Origin of the sequence: Microbulbifer sp. TYP-18 (genome assembly GCF_040932045.1) — a bacterium.
Classification (GTDB): domain Bacteria; phylum Pseudomonadota; class Gammaproteobacteria; order Pseudomonadales; family Cellvibrionaceae; genus Microbulbifer.
The window spans coordinates 2,977-29,918 of sequence record NZ_JBFRBC010000002.1; the positions used below are offsets into that span (position 1 = coordinate 2,977).

Here is a 26,942-nt window from a genome sequence, read left to right on the forward strand (position 1 = left end):
TCCAATACACCATTTTTAGCCCAGCGATTTACACGGGTGTAGATGCTGTGCCAATTACCAAAGTGCTCAGGCAGCCCTCGCCACTTACAACCATGCTCAGCCACGTACAAAACAGCGTTTATGACCTGGATATTCGCTATTTTTACGTTACCCCGCTGTAAAGGCAGCAGGTGTTCGATAATTTTGAACTGCGATTTTGTGATTTCCATAAACGCAGATTTTATCAAAATTAGTGTTAAGGAACGTCTGAATAACTCAACAATCGCTACGGCAGTATCAGTATTTTCTGGTGCGGGCCTGAATTTGACCAAAACAACCCTGAGATTGTTTGTTTTTTCACCTGGAATCTACTTCTCAGCAGATTCCAGGTGCACTGGCCCTAAGCCAGAAGATATTTTTGACTGCGAAGCAGGTTTGACAGACCAGCTAGTACATACAACCGGTTGGTGTTCTTTGCCAACCCACGATANACTTGAATGTTGATCACATCGGCATCTTGAAGGACACCAAAGACATGATCCAATACACCATTTTTAGCCCAGCGATTTACACGGGTGTAGATGCTGTGCCAATTACCAAAGTGCTCAGGCAGCCCTCGCCACTTACAACCATGCTCTGCCACGTACAAAACAGCGTTTATGACCTGGATATTCGGTATTTTGACGTTACCCCGCTGTAAAGGCAGCAGGTGTTCGATAATTTTGAACTGCGATTTTGTGATTTCCATAAACGCAGATTTTATCAAAATTAGTGTTAACAGGCCCTAGTGTGACCAGGCTCTGGCGAAAGAGTAAAAAGGATACCGGTGGGGGGACAAATGCAACTTGCGGTAGACCTCATAGAAAATACCTACTGGTTTCCAGTCTGAACAATCGCGGCCTATTTATCAGAGAGACAGGCTGCTTTTTGCCGCAGATTCATCAACCCTGTGCAATTTGTATCAAGCATTGGGTGAGAAAACCCTCGAAACCGAACATCTTCCCCCGTACAAATGGCAGCTTATAGCGGCTTTTAAACCGGGCAGCAAAGCAGTTCTGGCTGGTAGAAAGCAAACCACAACACCTCCCATTCAATCCACCTGGCAACAACGATTAGCGTCTGGGTTCAACAACCACAAACCAAGCCGTTCACCTCTAATGGCAAAAGCAACTCTTTTTGGAGCGAGCAAAGCGGTGCTCAAACGTCCTCCACAGGCTGCAACTGCAAGTCGAGGTAACACCGAACCACGCCCACATTTATTAACCCAGCAGCTTACTTAGTTGCCGGGTTAACGTGGCACAAGGATGTACCACTACCGGGCGGAGGCCAGCGCAAACCCTTCCGCGTAATTGCACAGGTTTTCAAGGGCGACAATTCAATCGAGGAGAGAGCATCTATTGGATTGACGGGTTAATTGCAACAGCCGTTACTTACGCAGAAATTCCAGCATCCACTTGGCCACCGTGTTTTCGTGAATATCGTTCTGCAAAGAGGCCTGCCCCTTCTGCACCAGCTCCTCACCAAAGACTTCGCGACGCAGTTCCATCAGGCTCCGGGAGTAGGGTTTGGTAAATTCAGGGTGGGCCTGAAAAGTAAGCATATGATCGTCGATCTGAACCATCGCCATGGGACAAAACTCACTGGACGCCAGCACCCGGGCGCCGGGCGGCAGCTCCTCCACCTGATCCTGATGGCTGACCAGCAGGCTGAACCTCTGCATGGGTTCGGACATCCACGCGGGGGTTTCCTGCATCTCGTAACTGTGCACACCGATACCCCAGCCTTTGTCGGATTTGCGCGTCCTGCCGCCCAGTGCATGGGCAATCAGCTGGTGGCCGAAGCAGATGCCGATGGTGGGTTTGCGGGCCTCATGCAACTTGCGCACGAACGCCATCAGTGGCGCTATCCACGCCTTGTCCTCGTAAACACCGGTTTTGCTGCCGGTGATCAAGTAGGCATCCACCTCATCGATTTGGTCCGGCAAGTGGCCGCGCTGCACTTCGTAGGTTACAAACTCCAGACCCGGGTCCTGGCTGTTCAGCAACTCGGCGAACATCTCCGGGTACTCGCCGAAGTCTCCCACCAGCTCTGCGCGCACATCGTCAGTCTTCAATACTCCAATTTTCATTCTTCCACCGCTGAAATTGACCGCTGAGTTGGCCGATTATGGCACATTCACACCACTGCTGGCCCTCACCAACGGACAATCTTCCATCCCAGCAGGGTATCGCGCCTTCCCCGACCTGGAACGGCTACCAGGTACTCCAAAGTCACCGAGTCATACCCTCTACTTCCACCCAACTGCCCACCCCAGGCCCAGCAGTCGCCCCCGATACCCGCAAGCCACAGGTCCACTTCTCTGACAGGCATGATTGTCCACATGAGTTTGCCGCCGCCGTTCGGGGCGGCCGCAAGCCATTGAAAAGTATACAAGTCCGGGTAATTGCGCAGGCTTTCACGGGCAACAATCCAGTCGATGAGAGATCATCGACTGGATTGTCCGGCTAATAAAGTGGATACGGAGCCCCATCTCTGAATAGGTTCTATCGGTGCTGGCTATGACTTCTCATTGCGGCCCGGATAACAGGAAAGGACTACTCTCGGACTTCCAATTCACCGCCACATTATGGCGGCACCGGCGCCAGCAGGGGCGCTTTCCGCAGACAGGGTCCCCCGGATCGCTTGTTTTCGACAGACGGCCACATAAACCCGGTGACTGAGAAAAATTTGTGTGCTGGAAATTATATTCCTCTCAATGAGAATTGACTCGATTTGGGAGACGATAGCATTTTTATTTGAGAACAGCGTTCCAATAAGAACAAAAACCCGGCAAAACCGTCCGCAGATACTTTTAATACTTCAGCACTGCCGCGGGCAAATGTCGTCAATTGTCAAAACATCACCGGAAATTACCGAGTAATATTACAGCCGATTCGGAACATAAAAGGTATAGCTGGCACCATTGGCCTTAAGGCCAAGGCATCTCGGCGATATAAAAAGCCGCGAGCAAGGTTGACGAAATTCTGGCGGAGCTTGGTATCTGACTCCTTTCTTAATCCCGCTAATTACCCGTTCGACGTTCTCCGGTAACAGTCATTCACAGCCGCTTTCAAACGGATTCTCCCTGGTTGCGAAAAGCCACAAGGGTACTCCGCTCTCACACCTATAAGGGTGGGAGGGGCAGCGGCCGTCAATGTTCTCCCGCCGCGCCCCGGCATGGACCGGACAATCCAGGATAGTGTGATGTTACTCAAAACCAACTCATTTAGCGGCTTCTACACATTGGTTGCCAGCCTTGGCAAGGATCCCGATACGCTGCTGCGACGTTGCGATATAGACCCTGGAAAGGCGGCAAATCCGGCGCGGGAGCTGCCACTGAACACAAGAATCCATCTTATCGAAACCTCCGCACAGGAGTTCGACTGCGCGGACTTCGGGCTGCGGTTGGCCGAACTGCAGGACACCCGTATCCTGGCAGAAATCGCCTCACTCGCCCTGGCACAAGCCACTGTCAGAGAGGGCCTGGAGACCATCCTAGGCTATCTGGGCCAATCCTCCCCGGGTATCCTGATGGAGGTGCAAACCACCCATCGGGGCGGTCTCGCGCGTATGGTGCTAAAGCTGGGGCAGGGGGAGGTTTGTCAGCGCCAGTCCGTGGAGCTGGCCCTGCGCACAATCCACAAACTGCTACAGCTGATCGGTGCCGGAAGCTTCCCTCTGACAAAGGTCCAGATGCGCGCTCCAGTGCCTTTGCAGCACCGCCGCTACCAGTCAGTATTTGGTGCGCCGGTAGAATTTTCCGGCGATATTGATGCCCTGTTTTTCCGCTCCGAACTGTTGTCAAAGCCAATTCCACAGGACCACGCCGAACTGAATCGGCTGGCGGCGGAATATCGAGACGGGGATGCGCTGCACCAACCTCTGGGCCTGATCCGCCGGGTGGAACAACTGATATACGAGTTGCTGCCCAGCCACCAGTGCACACTCGCCGCAGTGGCGCGGCACCTGGGGCTACACAAACGCACCCTGCAGCGGAAGCTTGCCAAAGAGTCGCTGGTATTCGAAGAGATCATCGATCGCACACGCAGAAAGCAGGCGGAGATATACTTGGCGCAGCCGGGGGCATCGATGACTCACATCGCCTCCCTGCTGGGTTACCGCGAGCAGAGCTCGCTCAATCGGTCCTGCCGTCGCTGGTTCAACTGCACCCCGATGGAGCGTCGCCGCCAGTTGCTGACAGAGACAGAACCCGCCGGGGTTCACTGAACTGCAGGCCGCAGCGGGACATCCCTAACACCGCGAGACCCAGCCTCACCACTCTATGCCCCGGCGTGCCGCCACGCCGGCCGCAAAGGCGTGCTTGTGGGAGCGCATTTCACTGACGGTATCGGCAATATCGAGCAGGTACTGCCTGGCTCCGCGACCGGTGATCACCACCGTTTGCGCCTGTGGACGGCTGTCGATGGCCGCCAGCACGTGGGACCTGTCCAGCCAGCGGTAGTTGAGCGCATAGGTCAGCTCATCGAGCACCACCAGATACACGTCGGGATCGGCCAGGGCTTTGCTGGCCTTGTCCCACAGCGCCTGCGCCGCCGCCCGGTCGACTTCATCGTCCTGGGTTTCCCAGGTAAAGCCGGTGCCCATCTGGTGCCATTCCAGCGAGTACTGCTCCGCCGGCAAACCGGCCAATAGATTTTTCTCTCCGCACTCCCAGGTGCCCTTGATGAACTGGGCCACGAAAACCCGGTAACCGTAGCCCAGGGCGCGGGTAACCGTACCAATGGCGGCAGTGGTCTTACCCTTGCCCTCGCCGGTGTAAACCACCACCACCCCGCGCTGCTCCAGTGCCTGGGCAATACCCGCGTCGACGATTTTCTTGCGTTTCTGCATGCGCTGCTTGTGGCGCTGGCGCTGGCTTTCGTCGCTACTGTTATCGCTCATATTCCTTCACCCCGGGTCGCGCTACCGCCGGTTCGGGACAGCAGGCTGCTAAAGACGCAGCTGCACCCCTCCATAGACTGCGGCCCCAGCAGTGTTGAAGCCGGCCACTTCCCGATAGTCTTCATTCAGCAGATTTTCCCCGCGCAAGCTCAACGCCACACGGGACGACAGCTGGTAGGATAGCTTGAGGTCCAGCTTGTTGTAGGGATCCAGCCCAACAATACCGAAAGCCCTTGGATTGAGGTTCTTCCGGTCCCCCACATACTGCCAGTTGACACCCATGACCACAGCATCCCCCAACCAGCGATAGCTGCCCCCCAGATTGGCGACCTGTTGCGCAACACCCAGACGCTGGTTACCTCCGGCATCCTCACTGTCCAGCAGTGTACCGTTAAAATACCAGTCCAGGTGCTCCCCAAAGGCCCCACCCAGGGACAGTTCAATGCCACGGGATCTGCTCTCGCCTGGGTCCTGGCGGTAGGCACCGAAGCCCGAGCTGCCGAGCCTGAAGTCAAACACGATGGCATCGCTGATCTGTTGGTCGAACAACACCAGCTCCGCTTCCAATGCGCTACCCAGACGATACTCGGCACCCACTTCATAGCCCCGGCTGGTTTCCGGTCCCACCGGCGCCACACCCTCACCCAGGTTGTAGGACACCTCGAAAGGACTGGGGGCCCGGTAACCGGTGCCATAACTGGCACGCAGCTTCAACTGTTGATTCGGCCCCAGCAACACTGGATAGGCCAAACTGGAACGCCAGCTGACACGATCATCGGTCTCGAGATTTTCGTGGCGAACCCCCAGGGTATAAAACAACTTGCCGGCCATGTCGCCACGCCATTCGCTGAACAGCCCCAGGCTATCGATCTCTTGATCGCTGAAAGCACTGGCGAACTCCTGCTGTTCGTATTCCGCTCCCCATACCAGTTCACCGCCTGCGGCCGCAGTGTTGCCCACATAGTTCAGTTCGCGGATGGTGCCCTCGACGGCGAAAGTGCTGATCCCATCATCCAGGTTGTCGCGCTCGATGCGCTGTTCCGCCAGATCCAGCTGGTGCTTGCCCGCACCGCTATAGCCCAGCCCCAGGCGGTAACTCTGTTGGGTGAACTGGTCCACGCAATCGCTGCTGGGCGAGAAAAAACAACCGTCAAAATCGGTTTCATTGTCGTTGTGACGCAGCTGCAAGCTCAAGTCCAGGGTATCGCTGAAACGGTAACCCAGCCTGGCGTCAGCTGTGCGATTGCGGTAGCCGTCGCGCTCGCCGGATAAATCCATGGCGCGGCTGTTAAATCCCTCTGTGTCCAGGGTGGAGACATTGAGCGCATAATCGAATGCCCCCCTCCGGCCCCCGACACCGGCGGAGCCGGTAGTAGTACCATAGCGCCCCGCCTCCAGCGCCAGGCGTCCCTCCAGGTCCGATTGCGCTTTTCGCGTCACTATATTGATGACACCGCCGGCGCCGGCGCCGTACATCATTCCCTGTGGGCCCCGCAAAACCTCGATGCGCTCCACATCCGCCGCGAGTAGATGTTGCAGCTGGGTGGAAACCTGCGGGCTGGTGGGGTCGGCGATATTGACGCCATCCAGCAACACCAAAGTGCGGTAATTGCTCTCTCCGCGAATAAACAGGGAGCTGACTTTGCCGGCACCGCCACTGTTGCTGATGGACACGCCCGGTAGAGTGCGCAACACGTCCATCAGGCTGGTGTAGCCAAGACGTTGGATTTCGGGCCGGGTCAGCACAGAAACGGAAACGCCGAGCTGTTCGCGCGGGATCTCCACACGGCTCGCGGTTACCGAAACCAGTTCGAGGCCGTCCGCACCGTCGGCGGACACAGATTGGCTGGCGGCGATAACAGCCGCAGCGACAAGTGTTTTTTTCACAGGGGTTCCCCAATTTCGAAGTCAAAAACGAATTGAGGGAGGGTGAGTACAATCAGTGCATACAGCGGTGTCGGCGGACTGGGCCGGCACCCCACACGGACCAGACAAAGCCCTCCGCTTTATCCTACGCTTCGCTCGGGGCTGGTATCGGGCTGATCGCTCGCGCGAATCACCGTTGCGGGGGCAGCGCCGGATTTATGTAAATTGATACCGGACTTCCCATTTAACCCAACCAAGCACCACCCCATCTGGCAGTGCTGCTGGGCACCCAAAGCGGCGGCAAGGTTAGCGGGCCAGAGGAGTCGGGTCAACGCAGTCGCGGCAAAGCGCGCCGGTTTGGCCTGTTGGTGATAGCCAGCTGACAGCACCTGCCAACTACGGCAGCAGGTCGAGAGGCATAAATTCAGTCACGCCGTTGCGGCGCCGCAAGCTGCTGCTCACGCCGTAAACCTCGCTGACCAGATCCGGGGTCAACACTTCCTCAGGGGTGCCCTGGGCACGCAGCTGTCCCTGTTCCAGCAGCAGGATACGGTCACAGTAGCGGGCCGCCAGTTGGAGGTCGTGGAGCGCCAGCACCACCGTTTTCCCCCCGGCAGCCAGCGCTCGAAACGTCTGCATCAGCTGCAACTGGTGGCGGATATCCAGGGCCGCAGTGGGTTCGTCGGCGATCAAAAGTGGCGCCTCGCCCACCAGCAGGCGCGCCAACTGAACCCGCCGCAGCTCGCCACCGGACAGATGGGTCACCGGGCGCCCGGCCAGGGCGCCGGCATCCACCTGCTGTAAAGCCCAGTGGATGCGCTGCTGCCGGTTTGCAATCCGTCCCCAGGGCAGCAGCCCCACCCCCACCAGATCCGCGGCGACAAAACTCCAGGCCGGAGACTCGGCCTGGGGCAAATAGGCACTGATGCGCGCGCGCTGTACCGCGGAAAGCTGGCCCGCATCGCGCCCGCCCAGTTCCACCCTCCCGGAGGAGGGTGTCAACACTCCCGCCAGGGCTGCCAGCAAACTGCTTTTGCCGGCACCGTTGGGGCCCGCCACGGCGGTCAGCTGGAACGGCTTGAAAGCGCAGTCGATACCGGTGAGTACAGTCCGGCGGTGACGCCGCAAACACAGCTGATGGCAGCTGGCCTCCAGACTATCTGTGCTCACAGGAACCGCTCCCGCCGTGTACCGGCGATCAGCCAGAAGAAAAACGGCGCGCCGATAAAGGCGGTGACCGCGCCAATGCGCAATTCCTGGGTACCGATAAAATTCAACACGAAAATGTCCGCCAACAGAAGTAACAGGGCACCGGCGAGGGCACTGGCCCACAACAACCGGCCCGGATCCTGACGCACCAGCGGTCGCATCAGGTGCGGCACCACCAGACCGATAAATCCGATGGTACCCGCCACCGCCACCGCCGCCCCCACCGCTGCAGCAATTCCCAACAGTATCGCCATGGGATAGCGGCGACCGCCAAAGCCCAGGGAGGCGGCACTGGCCTCACCCAGTGAAAGCGCACGCAGATAGTTGCGCGCTGCAAACAATAACAGGCCCCCAAACAGCATAAATGGCAGTGCCAACAGCAACTGGTCCCAGCCCCGGTTGGCCAGCGATCCCAACAGCCAGAAGACGATTTCCTGCATCGCGAACATACTCGGCGCGTAATTGAGGGCCAGGGCTATAGAGGCGGACAGAAACGCATTGATGGCCACCCCCGCCAGCACCAGTCGCCCGGCACTGGCGCCCCGCCCCGCAAGCAGCCAGACCCCGGCCACTGCGGCAAAGGCGCCACCGATGGCCAGCAGCGGCAACAACCAGCCCGACTGCCAGGCAAGGCCATAGTAGAGCAGGATTATCGCCGCCAGCGCCGCACCACTGCTCACCCCCAGCAGCGCGGGCTCCGCCAGGGGATTGCGCAACATCCCCTGCATGGCCGCACCCCCCATACCGAGAGCCGCGCCCACGCTCAGAGCCAGCAGTGCCCGCGGCAGGCGCAACTGCCACAGAATGACAGCGTCACCTTCCTCACTGCGCCAGCCGAGCTGCAGAGCCTGCAACAGATCGATATCCACCGGACCGCTGAGCAAGGCCAGCACCAGTGCGGGCGGCAGCAGTAAGATCAGTAACAACAGAGGGGCTTTTGGGTTATTCGCCAAGGGTTTTTCTCTTTTCCTCGAGTTGCCTAAGTACCTCCACTGCCACCAGCGCCGGACAATAGCCCAGTTCTGCGGGCAGGGTATAAATCCGGCCGCTATCGATATAGGGTCTCAGAACCGGGTGGCGGCTGGCCAGGTGCGCCAGCGCAAAAGCACTGTCACCACCGTAGAACACCAGCAGCTCCGGCTGTGCCGCTATGACCTGCTCCAGACTGACGCGACCCAGTTGGTGAATGCCCTGCTCTGCGGCGAGGTTGGCAAACCCGGCTTGTTGCAGCAACTGGTGCTCCAGCATGCCGTCGCCGTAAGTGATGTTGTTGGCGGACAGAATCAGCGCTCCCGGCCGGTTCCGGCTGCTTGTATCGACTGCCGTCCGGTCCAGCAGCTGGCGCAGTCGCCGCCGCTGGGCCTGCAACCGGGGCAGTGGCCCCAGCACCTGCTGCAACTGGTGCAACTGCTGCTCCAACTGCTCCAGGTTGTGGGCGTCGGGGATGCGCACCACCTGTACTCCCAACGCCTGTAACCGCGCCGCCGCGCGGCCGCCGCCGTACTGGCCAACCAGCACCAGATCCGGTCGCAGGTGCAGCAGCTCCTCCGCCTGGCCGCGGTTCAGATAGACATGCCCGGGCAGTGGTGCGCGCCGGTATTGATCGTTGGCGGACAGCCAGGTCACTGAGGCGATTTTTTCCGGCGCCACCCAGTTCAGCAGCAATTGATCGAGACACAGATTGAGCGAGGCAATGCGTTCATAGGCGCTGGCCGGCAGTACCAGGCAGCTCAACAGAAGGCCACAACACCACTTCACGCGTCAATCGCCGCCAGTGCTTCCGCGAGGCTTCTGACGGGCACCATCTCCATCCCGTCGATATCATTTTTCAGCCGGTTGGCGGCGGGTACTATGGCTTTGCGGAAACCGTGCTTGGCCGCTTCGCGCAAACGCTCCTGACCGGAGGGTACAGGGCGGATTTCACCCGCCAGCCCAACCTCCCCGAAGACCATCAGGTCCCGCGGCAGCGGCCGGTCGCGAAAACTGGATACAACTGCCAGTTGCAGCGTCAGGTCGGCGCTGGTTTCCATCACCCGCACGCCTCCCACCACATTGATAAAGACGTCCTGGTCGCCAACCAACAGGCCGCCGTGACGGTGCAATACCGCCAGCAGCATATTGAGCCGGTTCTGGTCCAGACCGACGGCCACCCGGCGGGGGTTGCCGAGACTGCTGTCGTCCACCAGCGCCTGCAACTCCACCAACAAGGGTCGGGTGCCCTCCCACACGGAAGTCACCACGGAGCCGGCCGCCACCTCCTCGGCCCGCTGCAGGAATATGGCCGAGGGGTTGGAAACCTCCTTCAAACCCTGTTCCGTCATGGCGAAGACACCCAGCTCATTGACAGCGCCGAAGCGGTTCTTGTGGGCGCGCAGGGTGCGGAAACGGGAGTCGTGGGTACTTTCCAGCAGAATGGAGCAGTCGATAATGTGTTCCAGTACCTTGGGGCCCGCCAGGCTGCCATCTTTGGTGACGTGGCCCACCACAATCATGGCGGTATCGGTCTGTTTGGCGAAGCGGGTCAGGTAGGCGGCACTTTCCCGCACCTGGGCCACAGATCCCGGTGCCGACTGCACTTCGCTCATATGCATGACCTGGATCGAGTCCACCACCACCACCCGCGGCTTAACGGTGCCGGCGATGTGGCAGATGCGCTCCACGTCCGTTTCCGACAGCACCTGCAGTTGATCCATCGGCAGTCCCAGCCGTTTGGCTCGCATGGCAACCTGTTGCAGGGATTCCTCGCCAGTGACATACAGGGCCGGCATCTGCTGTGACAGATGGCACAGGGTCTGCAATAAAATGGTGGATTTGCCGGCGCCCGGGTGACCGCCAATCAGGACCACCGAACCCGGCACCAATCCACCGCCCAGCACCCGGTCCAGCTCTCCGGCATTGGTGGGAATGCGCGGCAGCTCGCTCAGATCGATTTCGGCAAGCTTCTGCACTTCGCCCGCACCGGCTGCCCCGGCGTAACCACTCTGGCCATCGATAGCACTGCGCCCGCGGCCCAGGCGCACCTCACTGAGACTGTTCCAGGCCCCACAGGCGCCACACTGGCCGGACCACTTGGTATGGTCCGCTCCGCATTCGTTGCAAACGTAAGCGGTTTTGCTTTTTTTCGCCAAGGCCCCTCTCCCGGTCGATCGCGGTCGTCACCGCACAGGGGGCACAGTGTAACCGCCCGGGGTTGACCGGGAAAACAGCCGCACCAACAGTGGGCAGGTTTGACCGCTAGAGCCGCAAACCCGGACTGGGAAAAGCCATGGAAGACTTGTTCAGCTATCGATTAGCAGACTGTTGAAATTCGAAGAATTTCGACGCCTGCTACCGGAATAGGGATGTTCCGGCAAAATCGGCGACGCCTAAGTCGTTGATTTTGGGAGAAAAGTGAAAATCACATTTTTCGCTTTTCGGGTTTTGAAAAAGGCAGGATGCCTTTTTCAACAACCTGCTAGAGCCTGTTCAAGGCCAGCCAAAGGGAGGCGACCGGCAACAGAATACACCGCTCGCCGGCATCCGCTGGAGCACACAGGGCGCACCTAATGTTCCTGTGGAGGAATTATTTCTCCATCCCCAAAGCTGCCGCGAGGCCCTGTCCGTAAGCCTCGTCGGCCTGATACGCATGGTCGAGATGCCGTTGCTTGATAAAGTCCGGCACGCCTTCCATCGAGCGGGCAGTATTCTCCAACAGGCGCTGCCGCTCTTCCTCACTCATGAGGCGAAACAGATCCCCGGCCTGGGAAAAGTAATCGCTGTCAATGCGGTGATCGTAATGGTCGGCATCATTGGAAATACGCAGTGGTGGCTCGGCATAGTCCGGCTGCTCCTCCCACTGTTTGTGGGAGTTTGGCTCGTAACCGATGGTAGAGCCGTGGTTGCCGTCCACGCGCATGGCCCCGTCGCGGTGATAGCTGTGAACAGGACAGCGGGGTGCATTCACCGGAATCTGGTGGTGGTTTACCCCCAACCGATAGCGCTGCGCATCGCCGTAGGAGAAGAGGCGGCCCTGCAGCATCTTGTCCGGGGAAAAGCCGATACCCGGTACTACCGCAGCGGGGTTAAAAGCGGCCTGCTCGACTTCGGCAAAAAAGTTTTCAGGATTGCGATTTAACTCAAACTCCCCCACCTCAATCAGCGGATAGTCTTTTTGCGACCAGACTCTGGTCAGGTCAAACGGGTTGAACTGGACTGTATCGGCTTCCAATTCCGGCATGATTTGTACATACAGGGTCCATTTTGGAAAATCCTTGTTCTCGATAGCGTCATACAGGTCGCGCTGGTGACTTTCGCGATCGCGGCCAATCAATTCGCCAGCTTCCCCGTCGGTCAGATTTTTAATTCCCTGCTGGGTCTTAAAGTGAAATTTGACCCAGAAACGCTCGTTATCCGCATTGATAAAACTGAAGGTGTGACTGCCAAAGCCGTGCATATGGCGGTAACTGGCCGGTATTCCGCGATCGCTCATCACGATGGTTACCTGGTGAAATGCCTCCGGCAACGAGGTCCAGAAATCCCAGTTATTGGTGGCACTGCGCATATTGGTGCGGGGATCCCGTTTTACCGCGTGATTCAGGTCCGGGAACTTGAGCGGGTCGCGCAGGAAGAATACCGGCGTGTTGTTGCCAACCAGGTCCCAATTGCCCTCCTCGGTGTAGAACTTGAGGGCGAAACCGCGAATATCCCGCTCCGCGTCCGCTGCGCCCCGCTCCCCCGCCACGGTGGTAAAACGTGCGAACAACTCCGTCTGTTTGCCGATTTCGGAGAAGATCTTAGCCCGCGTATATTTGCTGATGTCATGGGTCACGGTAAAGGTACCGTAAGCACCGGACCCCTTCGCATGCATACGCCGCTCCGGGATTACCTCGCGGTCGAAGTGCGCCAGTTTTTCCAGAAACCAGACATCTTGTAGCAGCTGGGGACCGCGGGGGCCGGCGGTCATCACATTCTGATTGTGGGCTACGGGGCAGCCGGCAGCTGTGGTTAGTTTCTTGCTCAAGGTTGTTCTCCTACTCCAGGTGCAAAAAGAGATGCCCAAAAAGCATAGTGGGGCCAGTACACTCTCCGGGGACCAGGGCGCCAACTCGACGCTCACCGGATAGCTGCAGGTTATCCCTGGCCAATGAACGCATAAAGACAATTGTTATTATGCGCTCAATAGAATTTATCTATAGGATGAGTTTGCCCCTTCCGGCAAACTGGCCCGCAATGGGGCGGAAAGTTGCCGGGGAAATGCGTAGCTTTTTGAGGACGTCAATCCAATCGATGACGGATCATGGATTGGACTCACGGGCTGATAAGACAACTGAGATGAGGGCCTGTTCCCGCCGGACCCGGGCAATCAGGGGGCGATTGTCTCAGTCAAAAGGTGCTTGGCGTTGTAGGGAAACACCACCTGTTGATCGGGTTGGTCGATTCTGTGCTCCCGGCCGGGCCAGTCAATACGGCTCAGCATATGGCGGATGACATTGAGGCGCGCGCGCTTCTTGTTGTTGGCCCGCACCAGGTACCAGGGCGTGATTTCATTGTGGGTTGCGGCAAACATCTCGTTGCGGGCCACACTGTAAGCGCGCCAGTGTTCTACCGCCACTTCGTCAACCGGGCTCACCTTCCACTGTTTTAGCGGATCCTGACGCCGCGCCTGCAGGCGCTCTTCCTGCTCCCGGCGATCAATATCCAGATAGTATTTGAGAATCTGTATGCCGGAATCCACCAGCATATGCTCGAAGGGCACCACGGACATAACAAAATCCTGGTACTGGTGCTCGGTGCAAAAGCCCATTACCCGCTCCACCCCGGCGCGGTTGTACCAGCTGCGGTTGAATAGCACCATCTCCTGCTTTGCCGGCAGGTGCGAAACGTAACGCTGAAAGTACCAGCTGTTTTGATCCCGGTCTGAGGGCTTTCCCAGTGCCACCACCCGCGTTTCCCGCGGGCTCAAGTGCTCGACAATGCGCTTGATACAGCCGTCCTTGCCAGCGGCGTCACGCCCTTCAAATATAATGAGTATCTGTAACTGCTCGGCTATAAGGTGTCGCTGCAACCTGACCAGCTCAATCTGCAGGTGGCGAAGGTCTTTTTTGTAGTCGCGAATATCGTTCGCCCCTTCGCTTTCCTTACTCATGGGTTGTCTCTCGGGTTCCTTAAAGAGGATATTGAAAAAGCCGCCCCTGGCTTTCCTCAATCCGGTTTGCGGTGCATGTCCGCGAGCCCTCTACAACCAATCAAGCAGTTACGCGCTTGATTTGCGAGCCCCAACAGGTTGTTGAAAAAGGCATCCTGCCTGTTTCAAAACACGAAAAGCGAAAAATGTGATTTTCACTTTTCTCCCAAAATCAACGACTTAGGCGTCGTTGATTTTGCCGGAACATCCATATTCCGGTACCAGGCGTCGAAATTCTTCGAATTTCAACAGCCTGCTAAATCCCTGCTGGGGACGACAGACTGCGGAGAGCCCCCTCACCCAATATCACTCCACCAGCAGCCGGCCGCGGTACATCTGCATCTGACAGTGAAACGGGTATTCACCGGCCTTCAGTGCCGGCAGCTGGAGGCTGGTGCTGGTATCAGATGCCAGCTGGGCACTGATTTCAAGGTCGGGGAAAAGGACATGTTCGGCACAGGGGTTGGGGTCCTCACGCCGAAAAATCAGTTCAGTGGGCTGGCCCGCCGGCAACAGGATTTGATCAGGCTGGTAGACGCCATCCTTGACCAGTATTTCCAGCTTCGACGCTGAGGGTGGCACGGCGGCAGCGGTTTTTGTCGGCCCCAGCCAGAACCACCAGACGGTGGCACCAATCAACAGCAAACCGGTGAGGTTGACCAATAAATGCATCATACCCGAGCCTCCGTCGGTCGAAAGAACCGCAGACGGCCGGCATTACTCACTACCGTGACCGATGAAAAAGCCATGGCGGCACCGGCGACCACCGGACTCAACAAAGCGCCGGTCAAGGGGTAGAGCACTCCCGCCGCTATGGGTATTCCCAAAGTGTTGTAAATAAAGGCACCGAACAGATTCTGGCGAATATTGCGCAGGGTGGCCTGGGACAGTTCAATCGCGTCGGCGACCCCATGCAGGGAAGAGCGCATCAGAGTCACGTCGGCCGTTTCAATTGCCACATCGGTCCCGGCGCCGATGGCAAAACCTACATCCGCGCGCGCCAGTGCCGGTGCATCGTTGATGCCATCACCTGCCACCCCCACCAGCTCGCCACCCCGCTGTAACTCGGCGACGATACGCTGTTTGTCCTCCGGCTGCAGATCCGCATGCACCCTCTCGATTCCCACCTGCCGCGCCACCGCCTCCGCCGTAGCCTGGTTGTCGCCGGTAAGCATCTCTACCCGCAAACCCAGTGACTGCAGCCGCGCCACCGCCGCCCCGGCATCGGCCCGCAGCGGGTCGGCAACCGCAATAATGCCGGCGGCCCTGCCATCGATGGCCGCAAAGATGGCCGTGCGCCCCAGGTCCGCCAGTGCGTGTGCGCGTTCCTGCCAGTGGCTGATGTCGACACTTTCCCGCTGCATCAATTTCCGGTTGCCGAACGCCACTCGTTTGCCTTCGACGGTGCCCGTCACACCCTGGCCGATAACGGCATTGAAATCCGTCGCCGCGTTCAGCGTCAGGTGCCTGTCCTTTGCCGCCGACACCAGTGCCGCCGCCAACGGGTGTTCCGAACCCAGCTCCAGGCTGCCGAGGACGGTGAGCAGTTCCGCTTCGCTCCTGTCACCGCCGGTGACAATATCGGTCACCCGCGCCGCGCCCTCGGTCAAAGTGCCAGTTTTATCCACCACCAGGGTGTCCAGTTTGCTGGCCTGTTGCAGCGCCTTGCCATTGCGAATAAGCACACCGTATTCGGCCCCCTTGCCCACGCCCACCATCACCGACATAGGGGTGGCCAGACCCAGGGCACAGGGACAGGCAATAATCAATACCGAGGTGAGCACCACCAGCATATGGGCAGCCTGCGGCGGCGGTCCCCAGTTAAACCAGACCAGCGCTGCCAACAGGGCGAAAATTATGACTACCGGTACAAAAATACCGGAGATCTTGTCCGCCAGGCGGGCGATTGGGACCCGCGAACTCTGGGCGTTTTGCACCATCTTGACGATATGGGCCAGACGTGTGTCGGCGCCGACTTTTTCCGCCCGAAACAGCAGGCTGCCATTTTGGTTCTGAGTGCCGGAAACCAGAAAATCCCCCGCCGCCTTGCGCACTGGTACCGGTTCACCCGTGAGCATGGATTCGTCCACCAGACTGGCTCCCTCCTCGACGGTACCATCCACGGGAATTTTTTCACCGGGACGCACCCGGATGCGATCCCCTACCTGCACCAGCTCCAGCGGCACATCCTCCTCGGACCCGGCGCGCAGCACCCGCGCGGTGGTATCCCGCAGTTCCAGCAGTTTCTCCACCGCCGAGCCGGTGCGACTGCGGGCGCGGAGTTCCAGTGCCTGACCCAGGTTGATCAGGCCGATAATCATGGCGCTGGCTTCGAAATAAACGTGCCGCGCGGCTTCGGGAAGTGCCTGGGGCATCAGTACCACGGCCATGGAAAACAGCCAGGCGGCACCGGTTCCCAGTGCCACCAGGGTATCCATGGTGGCACTGTGATGCAGAAAAGCCCGCCAGGCACCGGTAAAGAAATGTCCGCCACAGAAAACCAGTACCGCCAATGTCAGCAGCCCCACCAGGCCCCACAATAACTGTTGCCCCAGAGTGGTCACCGCCATGTCACCGCCCAACAGCCCCCAGGCCATCAGCGGCACTCCCAGGCCCAGTGCCGCGGCACAGCGCCACAACAGGGAGTGGTAAAGGCGCCGTTCTTCTTCGCGCTGCCTCTCCCGCGACTCGCGCGCGTCCGGGTGTACCGGCTCGGCGTCGTAGCCCGCCGCCCTGACAGCGGCGATGCACTGGGATTCACTGACCTGCCCCGCCACGCTCAGGGAGCGATCGGCGAGGTTGACCCTGATTTCCCCGATACCGGGGACAGACTTCAAAGCTGCCTCTACCTTGCTGACACAGCTGGCACAGCGGATGCCGCGCAGTCGAAAGTTTAGTGTTTGACCGGTCATAACCACTCCGCCACTGGTACTTCGATAGTCAAGCTTAAATCCCGGCCCAAAATCCGCGCAAGGAAAAGGTCGCGGATCCACCCCACCGTGCTGTCGAACGAGTGGTTTGGCACCAAAAGACACCGCGCACAGCCGATGTGCGGATGTTAGAATGCCACTATGCGACACCCCCTGCTTCCCGAACGTCCCCTGAGTATTTCACCGGCTCTGGCCGCCACCCTCGGCCTGGAGGAAGCGGTGTTGCTGACGGCTCTGGGTGATCTGCTGCCCTTCCTGCCGGCGGAATCCCACCCGGGGCGGGACTGGTACAGTGCGGATGCCCGGCAGCTGCAGCTGCAACTGCCCTTCTGGCAGCCGGCGGACATCCAGAGGGTCGCCACCAGCCTGCGCAACCAGGGCGCCCTGCTGCTGGGCGCAGCACCCTACGGCGAAAGCAGCCTGCTTAAATTCGCACTGCCGGGCGACTACACCCCCGGCGACTCGAGGGCACGACAAATACCGCCGGTTGCCGCACCCAGCTCCCGCAGCGCCAACACCATTGCCCCCAATTGGCAGCCGGATCAGGAGACGCTTGCGCGCATTACGCAACTGGGGGTGCCGGAACACTTCGTGCGCGAACAGCTGCCGGAGTTTGTCACCTACTGGCGTGAACGGGGCCAGCCGCGCCACTCCTTCGGCGCTCTGTTTCTCAAGCAGGTGAAAACCAAATGGGAGGCATTCCGGGCCACCGCGCAGCGGAAGCAGCCGCTGCCGGCGGACTGGCGCCCGGTCGACGAGACATTGCGCAAGCTGGCGGACGAGGGGGTACCCAGCACTTTTGTGCAGCGGGCGCTACAGCGTTTTCGTGACTACCACGGCTCCAGTGGCAAGCAATCCATTTCCTGGGACCTGGAATTCAACGACTGGGTGATGGAGGACTGGGAGAAGCAGGACACCCCCTTTATCGAAAAGCGCAGGCCCGCCGCCATGACCCGCGACTGGCAGCCCAGTGAGCACACCTGGGAGCAGCTGCGGCGCCTGGCCATCAACCCCAGTTTCGCCGCCGAGCTGCTGCCGGAGTTTATCTACAAATGGCTGGAGCGCGGTGGCCACAGTGCGCGCTGGGGTGAATTGTTCATCGAGTATGCGCGCGAGGAGTGGGCCTATTTCTGCCAGGGGATCGAGAAGAATCCGGTGGCCAAGCCTATTCCGCGCAACTGGCAGCCGGGAGGCGACTGCTTGAGTCACCTGGTCAACCAGTGTGAAATAGAACGGGACTTCGCCCTGGCACTGGTGCCGGAATTCATTCTCTACTGGCGCGATCAAAACGCGGCGCGCAAGAGTTGGGACGCCGTGTTTGTGCGCCACGCGCGCCACCAATGGGCGGAGCGCAACAAACTGGCGATAGGACGGGCACATGGCACCCAGCAAAGTACCAACAACGAAAACCAGCGAACCCGCGACCGCTCCATCGGGGACATCCTCGCAGACACGAGCTGGGCCAACTGACCGGGAAAAGGTAGCCGCCGTCAACCAGGTATTCGGCCTGTTCAAACTGAACTACCACAACCAGTACAGCGCGGCGTTTCCGGACACCCAGACACTGCACCATGCCCAGCGGCTGTGGCTCGAAGCCCTGGCCGCCTTCACCCCGGAAGAGATAATGGCCGGCGCCAAGCGAGCCATTCTGCAAAGCGAATACCTGCCCACAGTGCACAAGATGCTCAAGCTGTGCGCCGCCGGTGACAGGGGACTGCCGGAGGCCCGCGCCGCCTACCGGGAGGCGTGCAACGCCCCCAGTCCCAAGGCCGCTTGCCACTGGAGCCACCCGGCTGTGTACCACGCCGGGCGCGAGGCCAACTGGTTTTTCCTCGCCAACAACCCGGAATCGGTTGCCTTCCCGGTATTTGCCAAGCACTATCGCAGGATATGCGCGCAGGTACTGGAAGGACAGAAACTTGCACCGCCGGAGCAGCTGCAACTGGAGGACAGTCCCGGCGAGCCCCTGGGCAAAGAGGAAAACGCGCAAAGACTGGCGGCGTTGCGCGCGGAGCTGGGTCTCTAACCGGGCCCCGATGCTTTTTCCCGGAGCACCGCCCCGGGACAATTCCCAGAGTTCAAGGGCGATGATCCAGGGCCTGTTCAGAACAATAGAATCGCCGTATAAATAACAGGCCCGGAGGGCCTCACAAGAATAAACTTTTTTCCAGCCAGCAGGTGACGTCATGACCAGACCCTCTTTTCTGCTAGCGGTACCCCTTCTGTCGCTGCCAAACCTGGCCAGCGCCGACTTTTACTCCCACCGTTACGCCGGTATCAGTTTTGGCGATACCGGACAAAGCGGCTTCTGCGAGGCCGCCGATCGCTTTGTGCAGCGCGTCGATGCCGGCCCCGAAATGGCTTCCAGTGACAAGTGCAGCGATACCGGTAGCAGTGTGAAGCTCTACGCCGGCTGGCGCTGGTCGCCGTATCTGGCCGTGGAGGCCAGTTTGCAGCGCCTGAACCGGACCGAACTGGGTTTCTATCTCAGCAACGACCTCGGAAAGTTTCTGCATATCATCGACAAGGTGGAAACGCATCTGGGCGCCGGCTATATAGTGGGGCACTGGCCACTGGCAGGGGATAGTTTCAGTCTGTTTGGAAAACTCGGCGGCGGCTTCTGGAGCGGGCAACTGCACGAAAAACAAACCGGCCAGGATCTAGTCACCTTCGTCGACCTGAATACGGGTGAGGTGTTCGAAGAACTGGACAACGTCAATCGCAGGGGAAGCAACGGCGACACAGGCTTTATGTATGGCTATGGGGCCGGTGTCAGTTATGTGCACGACAATGCCTGGGCACTGCGCCTGGAGTGGGAGACGCTGCAGAGCATGGGCAGCGATGAGCTGCGCGGCACCTTCGACGCCAACACACTGTCCCTTGGCTGGAGCACCCACTTCTGAGATATGAACCCGACTATGGCGGTGCTTGTAGCACCGCCAGCCGCAGGTGCCACCAATTCAGTCAGAGTGACCCGCAGGCAACTGCCGCATGACATCCTGCCAGGATACCAGTTTGAAATTCTGAGCCGCGCCGGGCATGCGGTTGCGACCATCCTGCACCACCAACAGGCCCTGGGGGTAATCGGCACCGAGCATGGCACTGGTGACATCCAACCCGTCTGTTTCCGAACTGCCGTCAATTCCCAACTGCAGATTGGCCGCGACGCGAAAACGGCCGACAAACTCGCTGCCATCGCGACTGAACAGCACATAGCTGTCGTTGCCCTGGCTGGATACCACCAGATAGCTGTGGGGCCCGTCCAGGTATAGCCCCATGCCTTCCACATCCGCCACCAGCTGCCCGCCATCCACCGGTGCCACCAGTTCCGGCCCGGCGCGGTGGGCCAGGAATGCGGCGATATCCAGCCGCCAGACCCCACCATCCTCCTCGCCGAAAAACAGGGTGCCGCGCTCGTCGTCGACCACACAGCCCTCTACCTGACTGGCGACCTGTAATTCGGCGACCTTGCGCAGCTGCCATTCCAGCCCATTGTCCTGCAGTTGGATTTCCAGCAGTTGCAGGCCTGCGTCCTTGTCGGACAACCAGGCATAGAAGTTGCCATCCCGGCGGTACATACAGAGACCGTAGGGGTCGCCCATGGAGACCGGGCGCAGCCCGAGATGTTCCACCAACCCGTCCGCAGTGATGCCAAACAGATTGATCCCCGCAGTGGTGCGATTGGATGCTGCCGCCAGTGCAGCGAAACGCCCCTGCGCCACCGGACGCAGATCTACATTGTTGACCCGGCCCACCGGAAACTGCTGCACCAGAGTGCCATCGAGCCGGTAGACGTTGAGTCCATGCTTCTTGTCCGTGCCCAGCACCAGGCTGGCACTGGCGTCACGCCCATTGACCCAGATGGCGGGATCGTCGGCGGCATCGCCCCCGGAAGCCACCGGCTGCGTCTGGGCGCGGGGAAGCACCTGTGGAATTGGCGCTGCGGCCACAGGAGCCTGTGCCCCGGCAACGGCTGGCGACCGCGCCACATCGTATTTCTGCACCCGGCTGCTCTCTTCACCCAGTGCCAGCAAAAGGTCCCGCTGCAAGGCAATGGAGACCGGCGCCATATCCGCCAGGGCGCGCTCAAATACCGGGGTGCCCGGCAGCAGGCCCAGACTGTAAGCCCGCACCCGCGCGCCACCGGCAACCCAGAGTTCGTCTCTGTCTCTGTCCAACCAAAGCCCGCCAAACTCCTCCCCCAGTGCACCGCCGGGGACAACAACCCTGCGGTTTTCATCCGCTTCGGCACTGGCGTGCAAAGCCCAGATACCCAGGGGAGGCTGGGCCACCAGCAGCTGCTGTCGCCGGTCGTCCACCACGCAGCTGGTGACCTGGGGACCAAAATACAGCAGGCGCACCTCACTGAACTGCCACGCCTGCGGCGCTGTATGCACAATGAACTCACGGCCCACGCCGTCTTCGCCGATCACAAACAGGTGCGCGCGCTGCGCCTGGCGGGAAAAACACAGAGCGGCGGGAGATGCGGAGAGATCAACAGCGCCGAGAAAATGCATTGTCGGTCCGGCTTCGCCAGAGACAGCGCTGAGGCGGCGCAGCTGTAATTCACCGACGTCGCCGTCATAGGCGGCTACAAGCCAGCTGCCGTCCGCCTGACGCTGGGTGGCGAAATGCTCCACACTGCCACTGCCGGACTCCAGAACCCGACTGCCGTCGGCATCGGCCAGCACCAGGCCCCGGACCTCACTGCCCAGCAATACATAATCAAGGCCACCCAGTTGGAAGGGTGACAATTGGCTGGCCTGCAGGTGGGGAAAATTCATCTCCTCTACAGGGCGCCAGGGCGACGGCGAAAGGTCCCGGGATGCCTCCCGCTGACATGCACCGACAGACAATAGGACCAGTGCCGCCAATCCATATTGCCAACCGTTTTTTCTCATAGCGTTTGCGGACTCTCGCACCAGTTAAACCTCCATAAACTACCCCGCCGCCGGCGCGGTGGACACTGGAATCGACATTGTTTCTCAATAGCCACTGATAGCAGGCAGCACTGAAAACTGCGCTACTGCACGAAGTTAAAAATTGCTGTAGGTCAGACCGAGCACATAGGAGGGGCCATACTCCTCGTACTGACCGTTGAAACCATTGCGATTGGCGTAGAAAGGTTCATCGGTCAGGTTGATACCGCTAAAGGACAACTGCACGCCGTTTTGAAAACTGTATTTTGCAGTCAGATCAAACTGCAAATGGTCGTCCTCGTACAGATCGAAAGCCGCGTCTTCCAGGTCCAGTTCCAGCAGGCGTGCGCCCCTGAAAGCGGCGGACAGGCGCATACTGAAAGCGTCGCGTTCATATCCGAGAATCAGGTTGGCAACCGTATCCGCCTGCTGCGGCAGGGAAATGGTTTCGCTGCGGCTGGTCCCGTGACCCAGGTCCAGCTGCGCCTCTGAGTCGGTAAAGGTGGCGTTGGCCTTGAGCAGCAGGCCATTGTCGAAGCCGCGGGTCCAGGCGAGCTCGGCGCCGGTCAGAGTCGCTGTGTCCCCATTGATGGGTTGCAACACCTGCGCCTCTTCGATCGGCAGGCCGCCCAGGAACTGGGTGAGATCCACACGATCGGCCACATCCGCAATGGCGATGAAGTGATCGATGTTCTTGTAAAAAACACCCACGGAAAACATCCCCAGGGTATCGGCGTAATACTCAAAGGAAAAATCCAGATTCTGCGACTCGAATGGATCCAGGTTTGGATTGCCCGCCTCCACCTCCAGCTCTCCATCATCGTACTCGACGGCTGCGGGGGACGGGTTTAAATAACCAAAGGACGGGCGGGCCAGCGATTCGGTATAGGCGCCGCGCAGCAGTATATTATCACTGAGTTGGTACTTCAGATTTACGCTGGGGAAGATGTGGTGATATTCCCGCTGATAGGCAGTAGCGGAAACATATACATCTTCCGCCACCTGGGTGGCACCCTCTACAGCGTCATCGGATTCCACGGCGCGCCAACCATTGGCGCGAAACTCGGTCGCCTCGTAACGTAGGCCATAGACCAGATTGCCGTTGCCAAAGTCGATGCTGTTCATGACATCAAGAGCAGAGACGTCCTCTTCCACCTTATAGTCGCGGGTGGAATTCAGCGCCGTATCGGTGGCGTCAATGTCAAAGCTGTCGATATTGGCACTAATAAAACGATTCAGGGCACTGCGATTCACCGCCGGACCGAAATCGGCCAGACTGTAATCCAGGTTGTCCGCAGCAAAGTCCGCCAGTGTGTAGTCACCGCCAAAACCGTCGTAGACGGTTGCATTGACGTCATCACTCTTTTTGCGGCGGCGTTCGCTGAGGCCAAACTGCAGCGACGAAGGGTTGCCCGCCAGCTGCAGTTCGCGACTGATATCCAGACGGAAGCTGGTTTCCCCGTCCTCGGTGAAATTGTTTTCAACCACCAGTTCGTCCAGTTCGTAATTGGCCGCGGTGAATGCGGCCTCCCCGGCCGTCAGTTGAGGTCTCTCACCGGCACGGGTATAGCCCAGCTGCAGCCCTTCCTGCACGAATGTGGTATCCCGGCGGCCCGGTTCGTTTTCCTCTGACTGGGAATAGCCCAGCGAGTAATTCACGCCCCACTGGGCAAAGCTGTGCTCGCCACCGGCGACCACAGAGAAAATCTTCTGCTCCTCAGAGCGGTCTTTCAGCTCTTTTTCCAGTGCGGCACCGGACCAGACCGCAAAGCCTTCGGCGATGGTGTCCGGCTCGTCGTTCTCCTCGTCCAACTTAAACGAATTGCGCTGGCGCTGTTCCTCGTCGGAAAAATCGGAATAGAGACTGCGCAGGAAAAATTCAGTGCTGTCGTTGGGGCGATAGTCAAAATTGGCCACCAGGCCGGTGCGCTCACGGGTCACTGTGTAGTCCCGCTGCTCCAGCTCAGTGGCACCAACGGCCTCGCTGCCATCCAGAGCCGTGAGTGGCTGCCACACGCCATCGGTCTCAATGTTCTCGGAACCGAAGTTACGCTGTTGCCAGCTGGCGGCCAGCGCCACGCCCAGCTCGCGCCCGTCCAGTTCGAATACCTCGGTAAAAGCGCCCGACAGCTTGGGGCTGGTCTCCTCCTGCAGGGCGCTGTAACCGTTCTCAACCGTCATTTTGACGCTGCGCCCATCCCGATCGAATGCGTTCAGACTCTTGATCTCGATGGCGCCACCGATGGAATCGGCACTCATGTCCGGAGTCAGCGTCTTGAACACTTCCAGGCTGGAGAGCAAATCCGACGGAATCACATCCAGCGCAACGGAGCGGCGGTCCCGCTCCGGGGCCGGGATGCCCATGCCGTTGATGCTGGCGGCATTCAGATTCGGGTCTATACCACGCACGCCGACAAAGCGGCCCTCGCCCTGGTCCCGTTCAATAAACACGCCCGGAATCCGCTGCAGCGCTTCGCTCACGTTGGCGTCCGGCAGGGAGCCGATGGCCTCCGAAGTCAACACCGAGACAACCTTGTCGGACGCCCGCTGCCGTTCGATAGCACTGCTGGCGTTGGCCGCCTGGGCCGTCACCTCAATGGTTTCCATCGCTCGGGGGCTATCGTCTGGCGTTTCCTGGGCACCCAGGTTAACACTGATTGCGAAGACCGCCAGGGTGGTGAGTGGCACCCCACCCTTCACACCGCAGAGTGATTTATTGTTCACGTTACCCCCTTGCCATTTTGTGCTAGGCCATAAATTTGATGGGGCGCAGCCTAGTGGGCCATGATTAACGTTGCGTGACAGTTTTTTTACGGTTGTCATACAAAGTTCACCAAAGGGCGGCAGAATTTATGCTCCGGCTTAGCTGATTATTAACCCGGCGGTCCATACCGCGCGGCCGGCAAAAAGGTGAAAATTAATGAGCAAGAATCCGCGAAATCCAGTTCGAAGGCACTTTATAAAGACATTGGGGCTTGCAGCCGGTGGCGGTGCGGCCCTGTTGACGGCCTGTAGCAGCGGACACCGCAGCGCAGAAAAAAACCTGGGTTTTGCGGAAATTCCCCATAGGCTGGACGCGAGGCACCACCTGCCGAAAGACTATACCGCCGACATACTGCTGCGTTGGGGTGACCCTATCGACGCGGGGGGCGACACTTTTAAGCCCGCCGCGCTGACCCCCGCTGAACAGCAAAGGCGCTTCGGCTACAACAACGACTTTATCGCTTTTATGCCCCTGGACAGCAATGTTGGCCCCGCCGAGGGGCTGCGCCACAGCTGCAGCCACAACAGCCGCTCGGGCCTGCTGTGTGTCAATCACGAATACACTTTGCCCCACCTGATGTTTCCCGGTTACGCGGATAAACGCAGTGCCGGCCGCAAAGTGAGCGCGGAGCATGTGGCGATCGAAATGGCCGCCTGCGGCCACTCCATCGTCGAGGTAAAAAAAACCGATGAAGGTTGGCGGCCGGTGTTGGAGAGTGCCTACAACCGCCGCATCACCGTCACCACGCCGATGGAAATAGTCGGCCCCGCCGCGGGCGACCCCAGACTGCGCACCAGTGCCGACCCCAGCGGGCGGCGCCCGGTCGGAACCATCGCCAACTGCGCCGGCGGCAAAACACCCTGGGGTACCTTGTTAATTGCCGAAGAGGGTTTTGGCGACGCCTTTCAGGGGAATCCGGACAAGGTCGCCGACCCGGCGGAAGCCCGCAACCACCGGGATTTTGGCATAGGGCCGGACAACCGCAACTGGGGCGACCACCACTCCCGCTTCGATATCGAGCGGGAGCCCAATGAGCCCAATCGTTTCGGCTGGATGGTGGAGATAGATCCCTACGATCCCACAAGCACACCGCGCAAACTGACCGCCCTGGGGCGATTCGAGCACGAGGGTTTTACCCTGGTGGCCAAGCCGGGCCAGCTCATCGCCGCTTACGGGGGCGATGACGATGAGCACCAGTTTGTCTACCGCTTCCTGTCCAGCGGCCGCTATGAAACTCAGGCGGACAACCGGCAGCTGCTCAGCGAGGGTACCCTCTACGCCGGTCGATTTGATCAAGATGGCAGTGGACGCTGGCTGCCGCTGGTATTCGGTCTCGGCCCCCTCACCGCCGACAACGGATTTCACAGCCAGGCCGATGTGCTTATCGATGCGCGCCGCGCCGCCACACTGCTGGGTGCAACGCCCATGGACCGACCCGAAGATGTGCAGACCAACCCCGTCAATGACTGCACCTATGTCATGCTGACCAAAAACAAGCGGCGCGGCGAGGATGGCTTGAATGCCAGCAACCCGCGGCCGCGCAATAGCGCCGGCCACGTCCTGGAAATAGTGCCGCCGGGCACACAGGGCAACCGCGATCACACCAGCGACACTTTCCGCTGGAATCTTTTTCTGCTGGGGGGCAACCCCCAGGCCGAAGACCCGGCCGAGCGGGGCGCCTACGGACAGCAGTCCGCCGGGGACATTTCACCCGACGGCTGGTTTGCCAACCCCGACAATGTCGCCTTCGACCAGCGTGGCAACATGTGGATCGCCACCGATGGCTGCGAGGATTTCGGTTTCCACGACGGCCTCTGGGCCATGGCCACCGAAGGCGAGGGGCGCGCCATACCCAAACACTTCTTCGGCTGCCCTCTGGGGGCGGAAGTCTGTGGTCCGGAATTCACCCCCGATGGCACCACTCTGTTCGTGGCGGTGCAACACCCCGCTGACAGCCGCGACTCCACATTCGATGAGCCGGCGCACCGCTGGCCGGACAATGATCCGGAGCTGCCCCCCAGGCCCTCGGTAGTGGCCATCCGCAGACGGGATGGCGGACCCGTGGGCAGCTGAATTTTCCCGCAGCCAAAATGCCGGCACCCCGGACCCTATCGACCCACTGAACTAGAATCCTAGGGTATCTCTGCCAAATCCGCGCTGTCGCCGCTTGT

20 protein-coding genes, 1 pseudogene and 1 riboswitch are annotated in these 26,942 nt (G+C 59.6%); of the genes and pseudogenes, 5 read left to right on the plus strand and 16 right to left on the minus strand.

Translation table 11 applies throughout. From position 1 onward, the window contains the following. From ABVT36_RS02265 to ABVT36_RS02280, 4 genes and pseudogenes are all read right to left on the minus strand, one after another. On the minus strand, positions 1–209 hold a 209-nt coding region (locus tag ABVT36_RS02265; protein ID WP_368455444.1), incomplete at its 3' end, for a transposase. A gap of 261 nt (positions 210–470) precedes the next feature. After that, positions 471–727 (minus strand): annotated as a pseudogene (locus ABVT36_RS02270) (transposase); the annotation flags it as partial. A gap of 678 nt (positions 728–1,405) precedes the next feature. After that, positions 1,406–2,107: a gamma-glutamyl-gamma-aminobutyrate hydrolase family protein gene (locus tag ABVT36_RS02275; protein ID WP_367149587.1), complete on the minus strand. Its 702-nt coding sequence runs from the start codon at positions 2,105–2,107 to the stop codon at positions 1,406–1,408. 65 nt (positions 2,108–2,172) lie between these two features. Continuing rightward, positions 2,173–2,349: a hypothetical protein gene (locus tag ABVT36_RS02280; protein WP_368455071.1), complete on the minus strand. Its 177-nt coding sequence runs from the start codon at positions 2,347–2,349 to the stop codon at positions 2,173–2,175. 873 nt (positions 2,350–3,222) lie between these two features. On the opposite strand from ABVT36_RS02280, the gene ABVT36_RS02285 reads away from it, so the two are divergent. After that, positions 3,223–4,245 (plus strand): AraC family transcriptional regulator ligand-binding domain-containing protein, encoded by a 1,023-nt coding sequence (locus ABVT36_RS02285; protein WP_368455072.1) that lies wholly within the window; start codon positions 3,223–3,225, stop codon positions 4,243–4,245. 45 nt (positions 4,246–4,290) lie between these two features. On the opposite strand, the gene cobO is transcribed toward ABVT36_RS02285, so the two are convergent. From cobO to ABVT36_RS02335, 10 genes are all read right to left on the minus strand, one after another. Then, positions 4,291–4,920, minus strand: a complete 630-nt coding sequence (cobO, locus tag ABVT36_RS02290) for a cob(I)yrinic acid a,c-diamide adenosyltransferase (RefSeq protein WP_368455073.1) — start codon at positions 4,918–4,920, stop codon at positions 4,291–4,293. A gap of 48 nt (positions 4,921–4,968) precedes the next feature. Further along, positions 4,969–6,807, minus strand: coding sequence for a TonB-dependent receptor plug domain-containing protein (locus ABVT36_RS02295; RefSeq protein ID WP_368455074.1), 1,839 nt, complete (start codon positions 6,805–6,807; stop codon positions 4,969–4,971). Positions 6,808–6,928: 121 nt separating this feature from the next. After that, positions 6,929–7,094: riboswitch (cobalamin riboswitch) on the minus strand. A gap of 88 nt (positions 7,095–7,182) precedes the next feature. Next, positions 7,183–7,956 (minus strand): ABC transporter ATP-binding protein, encoded by a 774-nt coding sequence (locus tag ABVT36_RS02300; protein ID WP_368455075.1) that lies wholly within the window; start codon positions 7,954–7,956, stop codon positions 7,183–7,185. After that, positions 7,953–8,948 carry a FecCD family ABC transporter permease gene (locus tag ABVT36_RS02305; protein WP_368455076.1) on the minus strand — a complete coding sequence of 332 codons (996 nt, stop codon included), beginning with the start codon at positions 8,946–8,948 and terminating at the stop codon, positions 7,953–7,955. Before ABVT36_RS02305 ends, ABVT36_RS02300 begins: the two co-directional genes overlap by 4 nt. Further along, positions 8,938–9,753: an ABC transporter substrate-binding protein gene (locus tag ABVT36_RS02310; protein ID WP_368455077.1), complete on the minus strand. Its 816-nt coding sequence runs from the start codon at positions 9,751–9,753 to the stop codon at positions 8,938–8,940. Before ABVT36_RS02310 ends, ABVT36_RS02305 begins: the two co-directional genes overlap by 11 nt. Then, on the minus strand, positions 9,750–11,123 hold the full coding sequence (radA, locus tag ABVT36_RS02315) for a DNA repair protein RadA (protein ID WP_368455078.1): 1,374 nt from the start codon (positions 11,121–11,123) through the stop codon (positions 9,750–9,752). The genes ABVT36_RS02310 and radA overlap by 4 nt, the downstream gene beginning before the upstream one ends. Before the next feature lie 434 nt (positions 11,124–11,557). Next, positions 11,558–12,994, minus strand: a complete 1,437-nt coding sequence (locus ABVT36_RS02320; RefSeq protein ID WP_368455079.1) for a catalase — start codon at positions 12,992–12,994, stop codon at positions 11,558–11,560. 342 nt (positions 12,995–13,336) lie between these two features. Continuing rightward, positions 13,337–14,119, minus strand: coding sequence for a polyphosphate kinase 2 (ppk2, locus tag ABVT36_RS02325; protein WP_368455080.1), 783 nt, complete (start codon positions 14,117–14,119; stop codon positions 13,337–13,339). A gap of 345 nt (positions 14,120–14,464) precedes the next feature. After that, on the minus strand, positions 14,465–14,833 hold the full coding sequence (locus ABVT36_RS02330) for a cupredoxin domain-containing protein (RefSeq protein ID WP_368455082.1): 369 nt from the start codon (positions 14,831–14,833) through the stop codon (positions 14,465–14,467). Continuing rightward, a complete protein-coding gene (locus ABVT36_RS02335; RefSeq protein WP_368455083.1) occupies positions 14,830–17,070 on the minus strand; it encodes a heavy metal translocating P-type ATPase in 2,241 nt (746 codons plus the stop codon). The genes ABVT36_RS02330 and ABVT36_RS02335 overlap by 4 nt, the downstream gene beginning before the upstream one ends. A gap of 159 nt (positions 17,071–17,229) precedes the next feature. Here ABVT36_RS02335 and ABVT36_RS02340 point away from each other — a divergent pair, with 159 nt between their 5' ends. The 3 genes from ABVT36_RS02340 to ABVT36_RS02350 all read left to right on the plus strand — a co-directional run bounded on the left by ABVT36_RS02340 (position 17,230) and on the right by ABVT36_RS02350 (position 19,991). Further along, the gene (locus ABVT36_RS02340) at positions 17,230–18,558 is read left to right on the plus strand and encodes a DnaT-like ssDNA-binding domain-containing protein (protein ID WP_368455084.1); all 1,329 of its coding nucleotides are present in this window, start codon (positions 17,230–17,232) and stop codon (positions 18,556–18,558) included. Further along, positions 18,467–19,114 (plus strand): replication protein P, encoded by a 648-nt coding sequence (locus tag ABVT36_RS02345; protein WP_368455085.1) that lies wholly within the window; start codon positions 18,467–18,469, stop codon positions 19,112–19,114. The genes ABVT36_RS02340 and ABVT36_RS02345 overlap by 92 nt, the downstream gene beginning before the upstream one ends. A gap of 160 nt (positions 19,115–19,274) precedes the next feature. Then, a complete protein-coding gene (locus ABVT36_RS02350; RefSeq protein ID WP_367149606.1) occupies positions 19,275–19,991 on the plus strand; it encodes an outer membrane beta-barrel protein in 717 nt (238 codons plus the stop codon). A 57-nt stretch (positions 19,992–20,048) separates the two neighbouring features. Here the strand turns inward: ABVT36_RS02350 and ABVT36_RS02355 are convergent, their stop codons facing one another. Both ABVT36_RS02355 and ABVT36_RS02360 read right to left on the minus strand, forming a co-directional pair. Next, entirely contained in the window at positions 20,049–21,989 is a 1,941-nt protein-coding gene (locus tag ABVT36_RS02355) for a phytase (protein ID WP_368455086.1), read from the minus strand. A 135-nt stretch (positions 21,990–22,124) separates the two neighbouring features. Beyond that, positions 22,125–24,731, minus strand: coding sequence for a TonB-dependent receptor (locus ABVT36_RS02360; protein ID WP_368455087.1), 2,607 nt, complete (start codon positions 24,729–24,731; stop codon positions 22,125–22,127). 196 nt (positions 24,732–24,927) lie between these two features. Here ABVT36_RS02360 and ABVT36_RS02365 point away from each other — a divergent pair, with 196 nt between their 5' ends. Beyond that, positions 24,928–26,844, plus strand: a complete 1,917-nt coding sequence (locus tag ABVT36_RS02365; protein ID WP_368455088.1) for a PhoX family phosphatase — start codon at positions 24,928–24,930, stop codon at positions 26,842–26,844. Positions 26,845–26,942 lie beyond the last annotated feature (98 nt).

Coding starts and splice junctions, on each gene's coding strand:
- ABVT36_RS02275 (WP_367149587.1), bottom strand. CDS start 2,107: ATGAAAATTGGAGTATTGAAGACTGACGATGTGCGCGCAGAGCTGGTG.
- ABVT36_RS02280 (WP_368455071.1), bottom strand. CDS start 2,349: ATGCCTGTCAGAGAAGTGGACCTGTGGCTTGCGGGTATCGGGGGCGAC.
- ABVT36_RS02285 (WP_368455072.1), top strand. CDS start 3,223: ATGTTACTCAAAACCAACTCATTTAGCGGCTTCTACACATTGGTTGCC.
- cobO (WP_368455073.1), bottom strand. CDS start 4,920: ATGAGCGATAACAGTAGCGACGAAAGCCAGCGCCAGCGCCACAAGCAG.
- ppk2 (WP_368455080.1), bottom strand. CDS start 14,119: ATGAGTAAGGAAAGCGAAGGGGCGAACGATATTCGCGACTACAAAAAA.
- ABVT36_RS02330 (WP_368455082.1), bottom strand. CDS start 14,833: ATGATGCATTTATTGGTCAACCTCACCGGTTTGCTGTTGATTGGTGCC.
- ABVT36_RS02335 (WP_368455083.1), bottom strand. CDS start 17,070: ATGACCGGTCAAACACTAAACTTTCGACTGCGCGGCATCCGCTGTGCC.
- ABVT36_RS02340 (WP_368455084.1), top strand. CDS start 17,230: ATGCGACACCCCCTGCTTCCCGAACGTCCCCTGAGTATTTCACCGGCT.
- ABVT36_RS02345 (WP_368455085.1), top strand. CDS start 18,467: ATGGCACCCAGCAAAGTACCAACAACGAAAACCAGCGAACCCGCGACC.
- ABVT36_RS02350 (WP_367149606.1), top strand. CDS start 19,275: ATGACCAGACCCTCTTTTCTGCTAGCGGTACCCCTTCTGTCGCTGCCA.
- ABVT36_RS02355 (WP_368455086.1), bottom strand. CDS start 21,989: ATGAGAAAAAACGGTTGGCAATATGGATTGGCGGCACTGGTCCTATTG.
- ABVT36_RS02365 (WP_368455088.1), top strand. CDS start 24,928: ATGAGCAAGAATCCGCGAAATCCAGTTCGAAGGCACTTTATAAAGACA.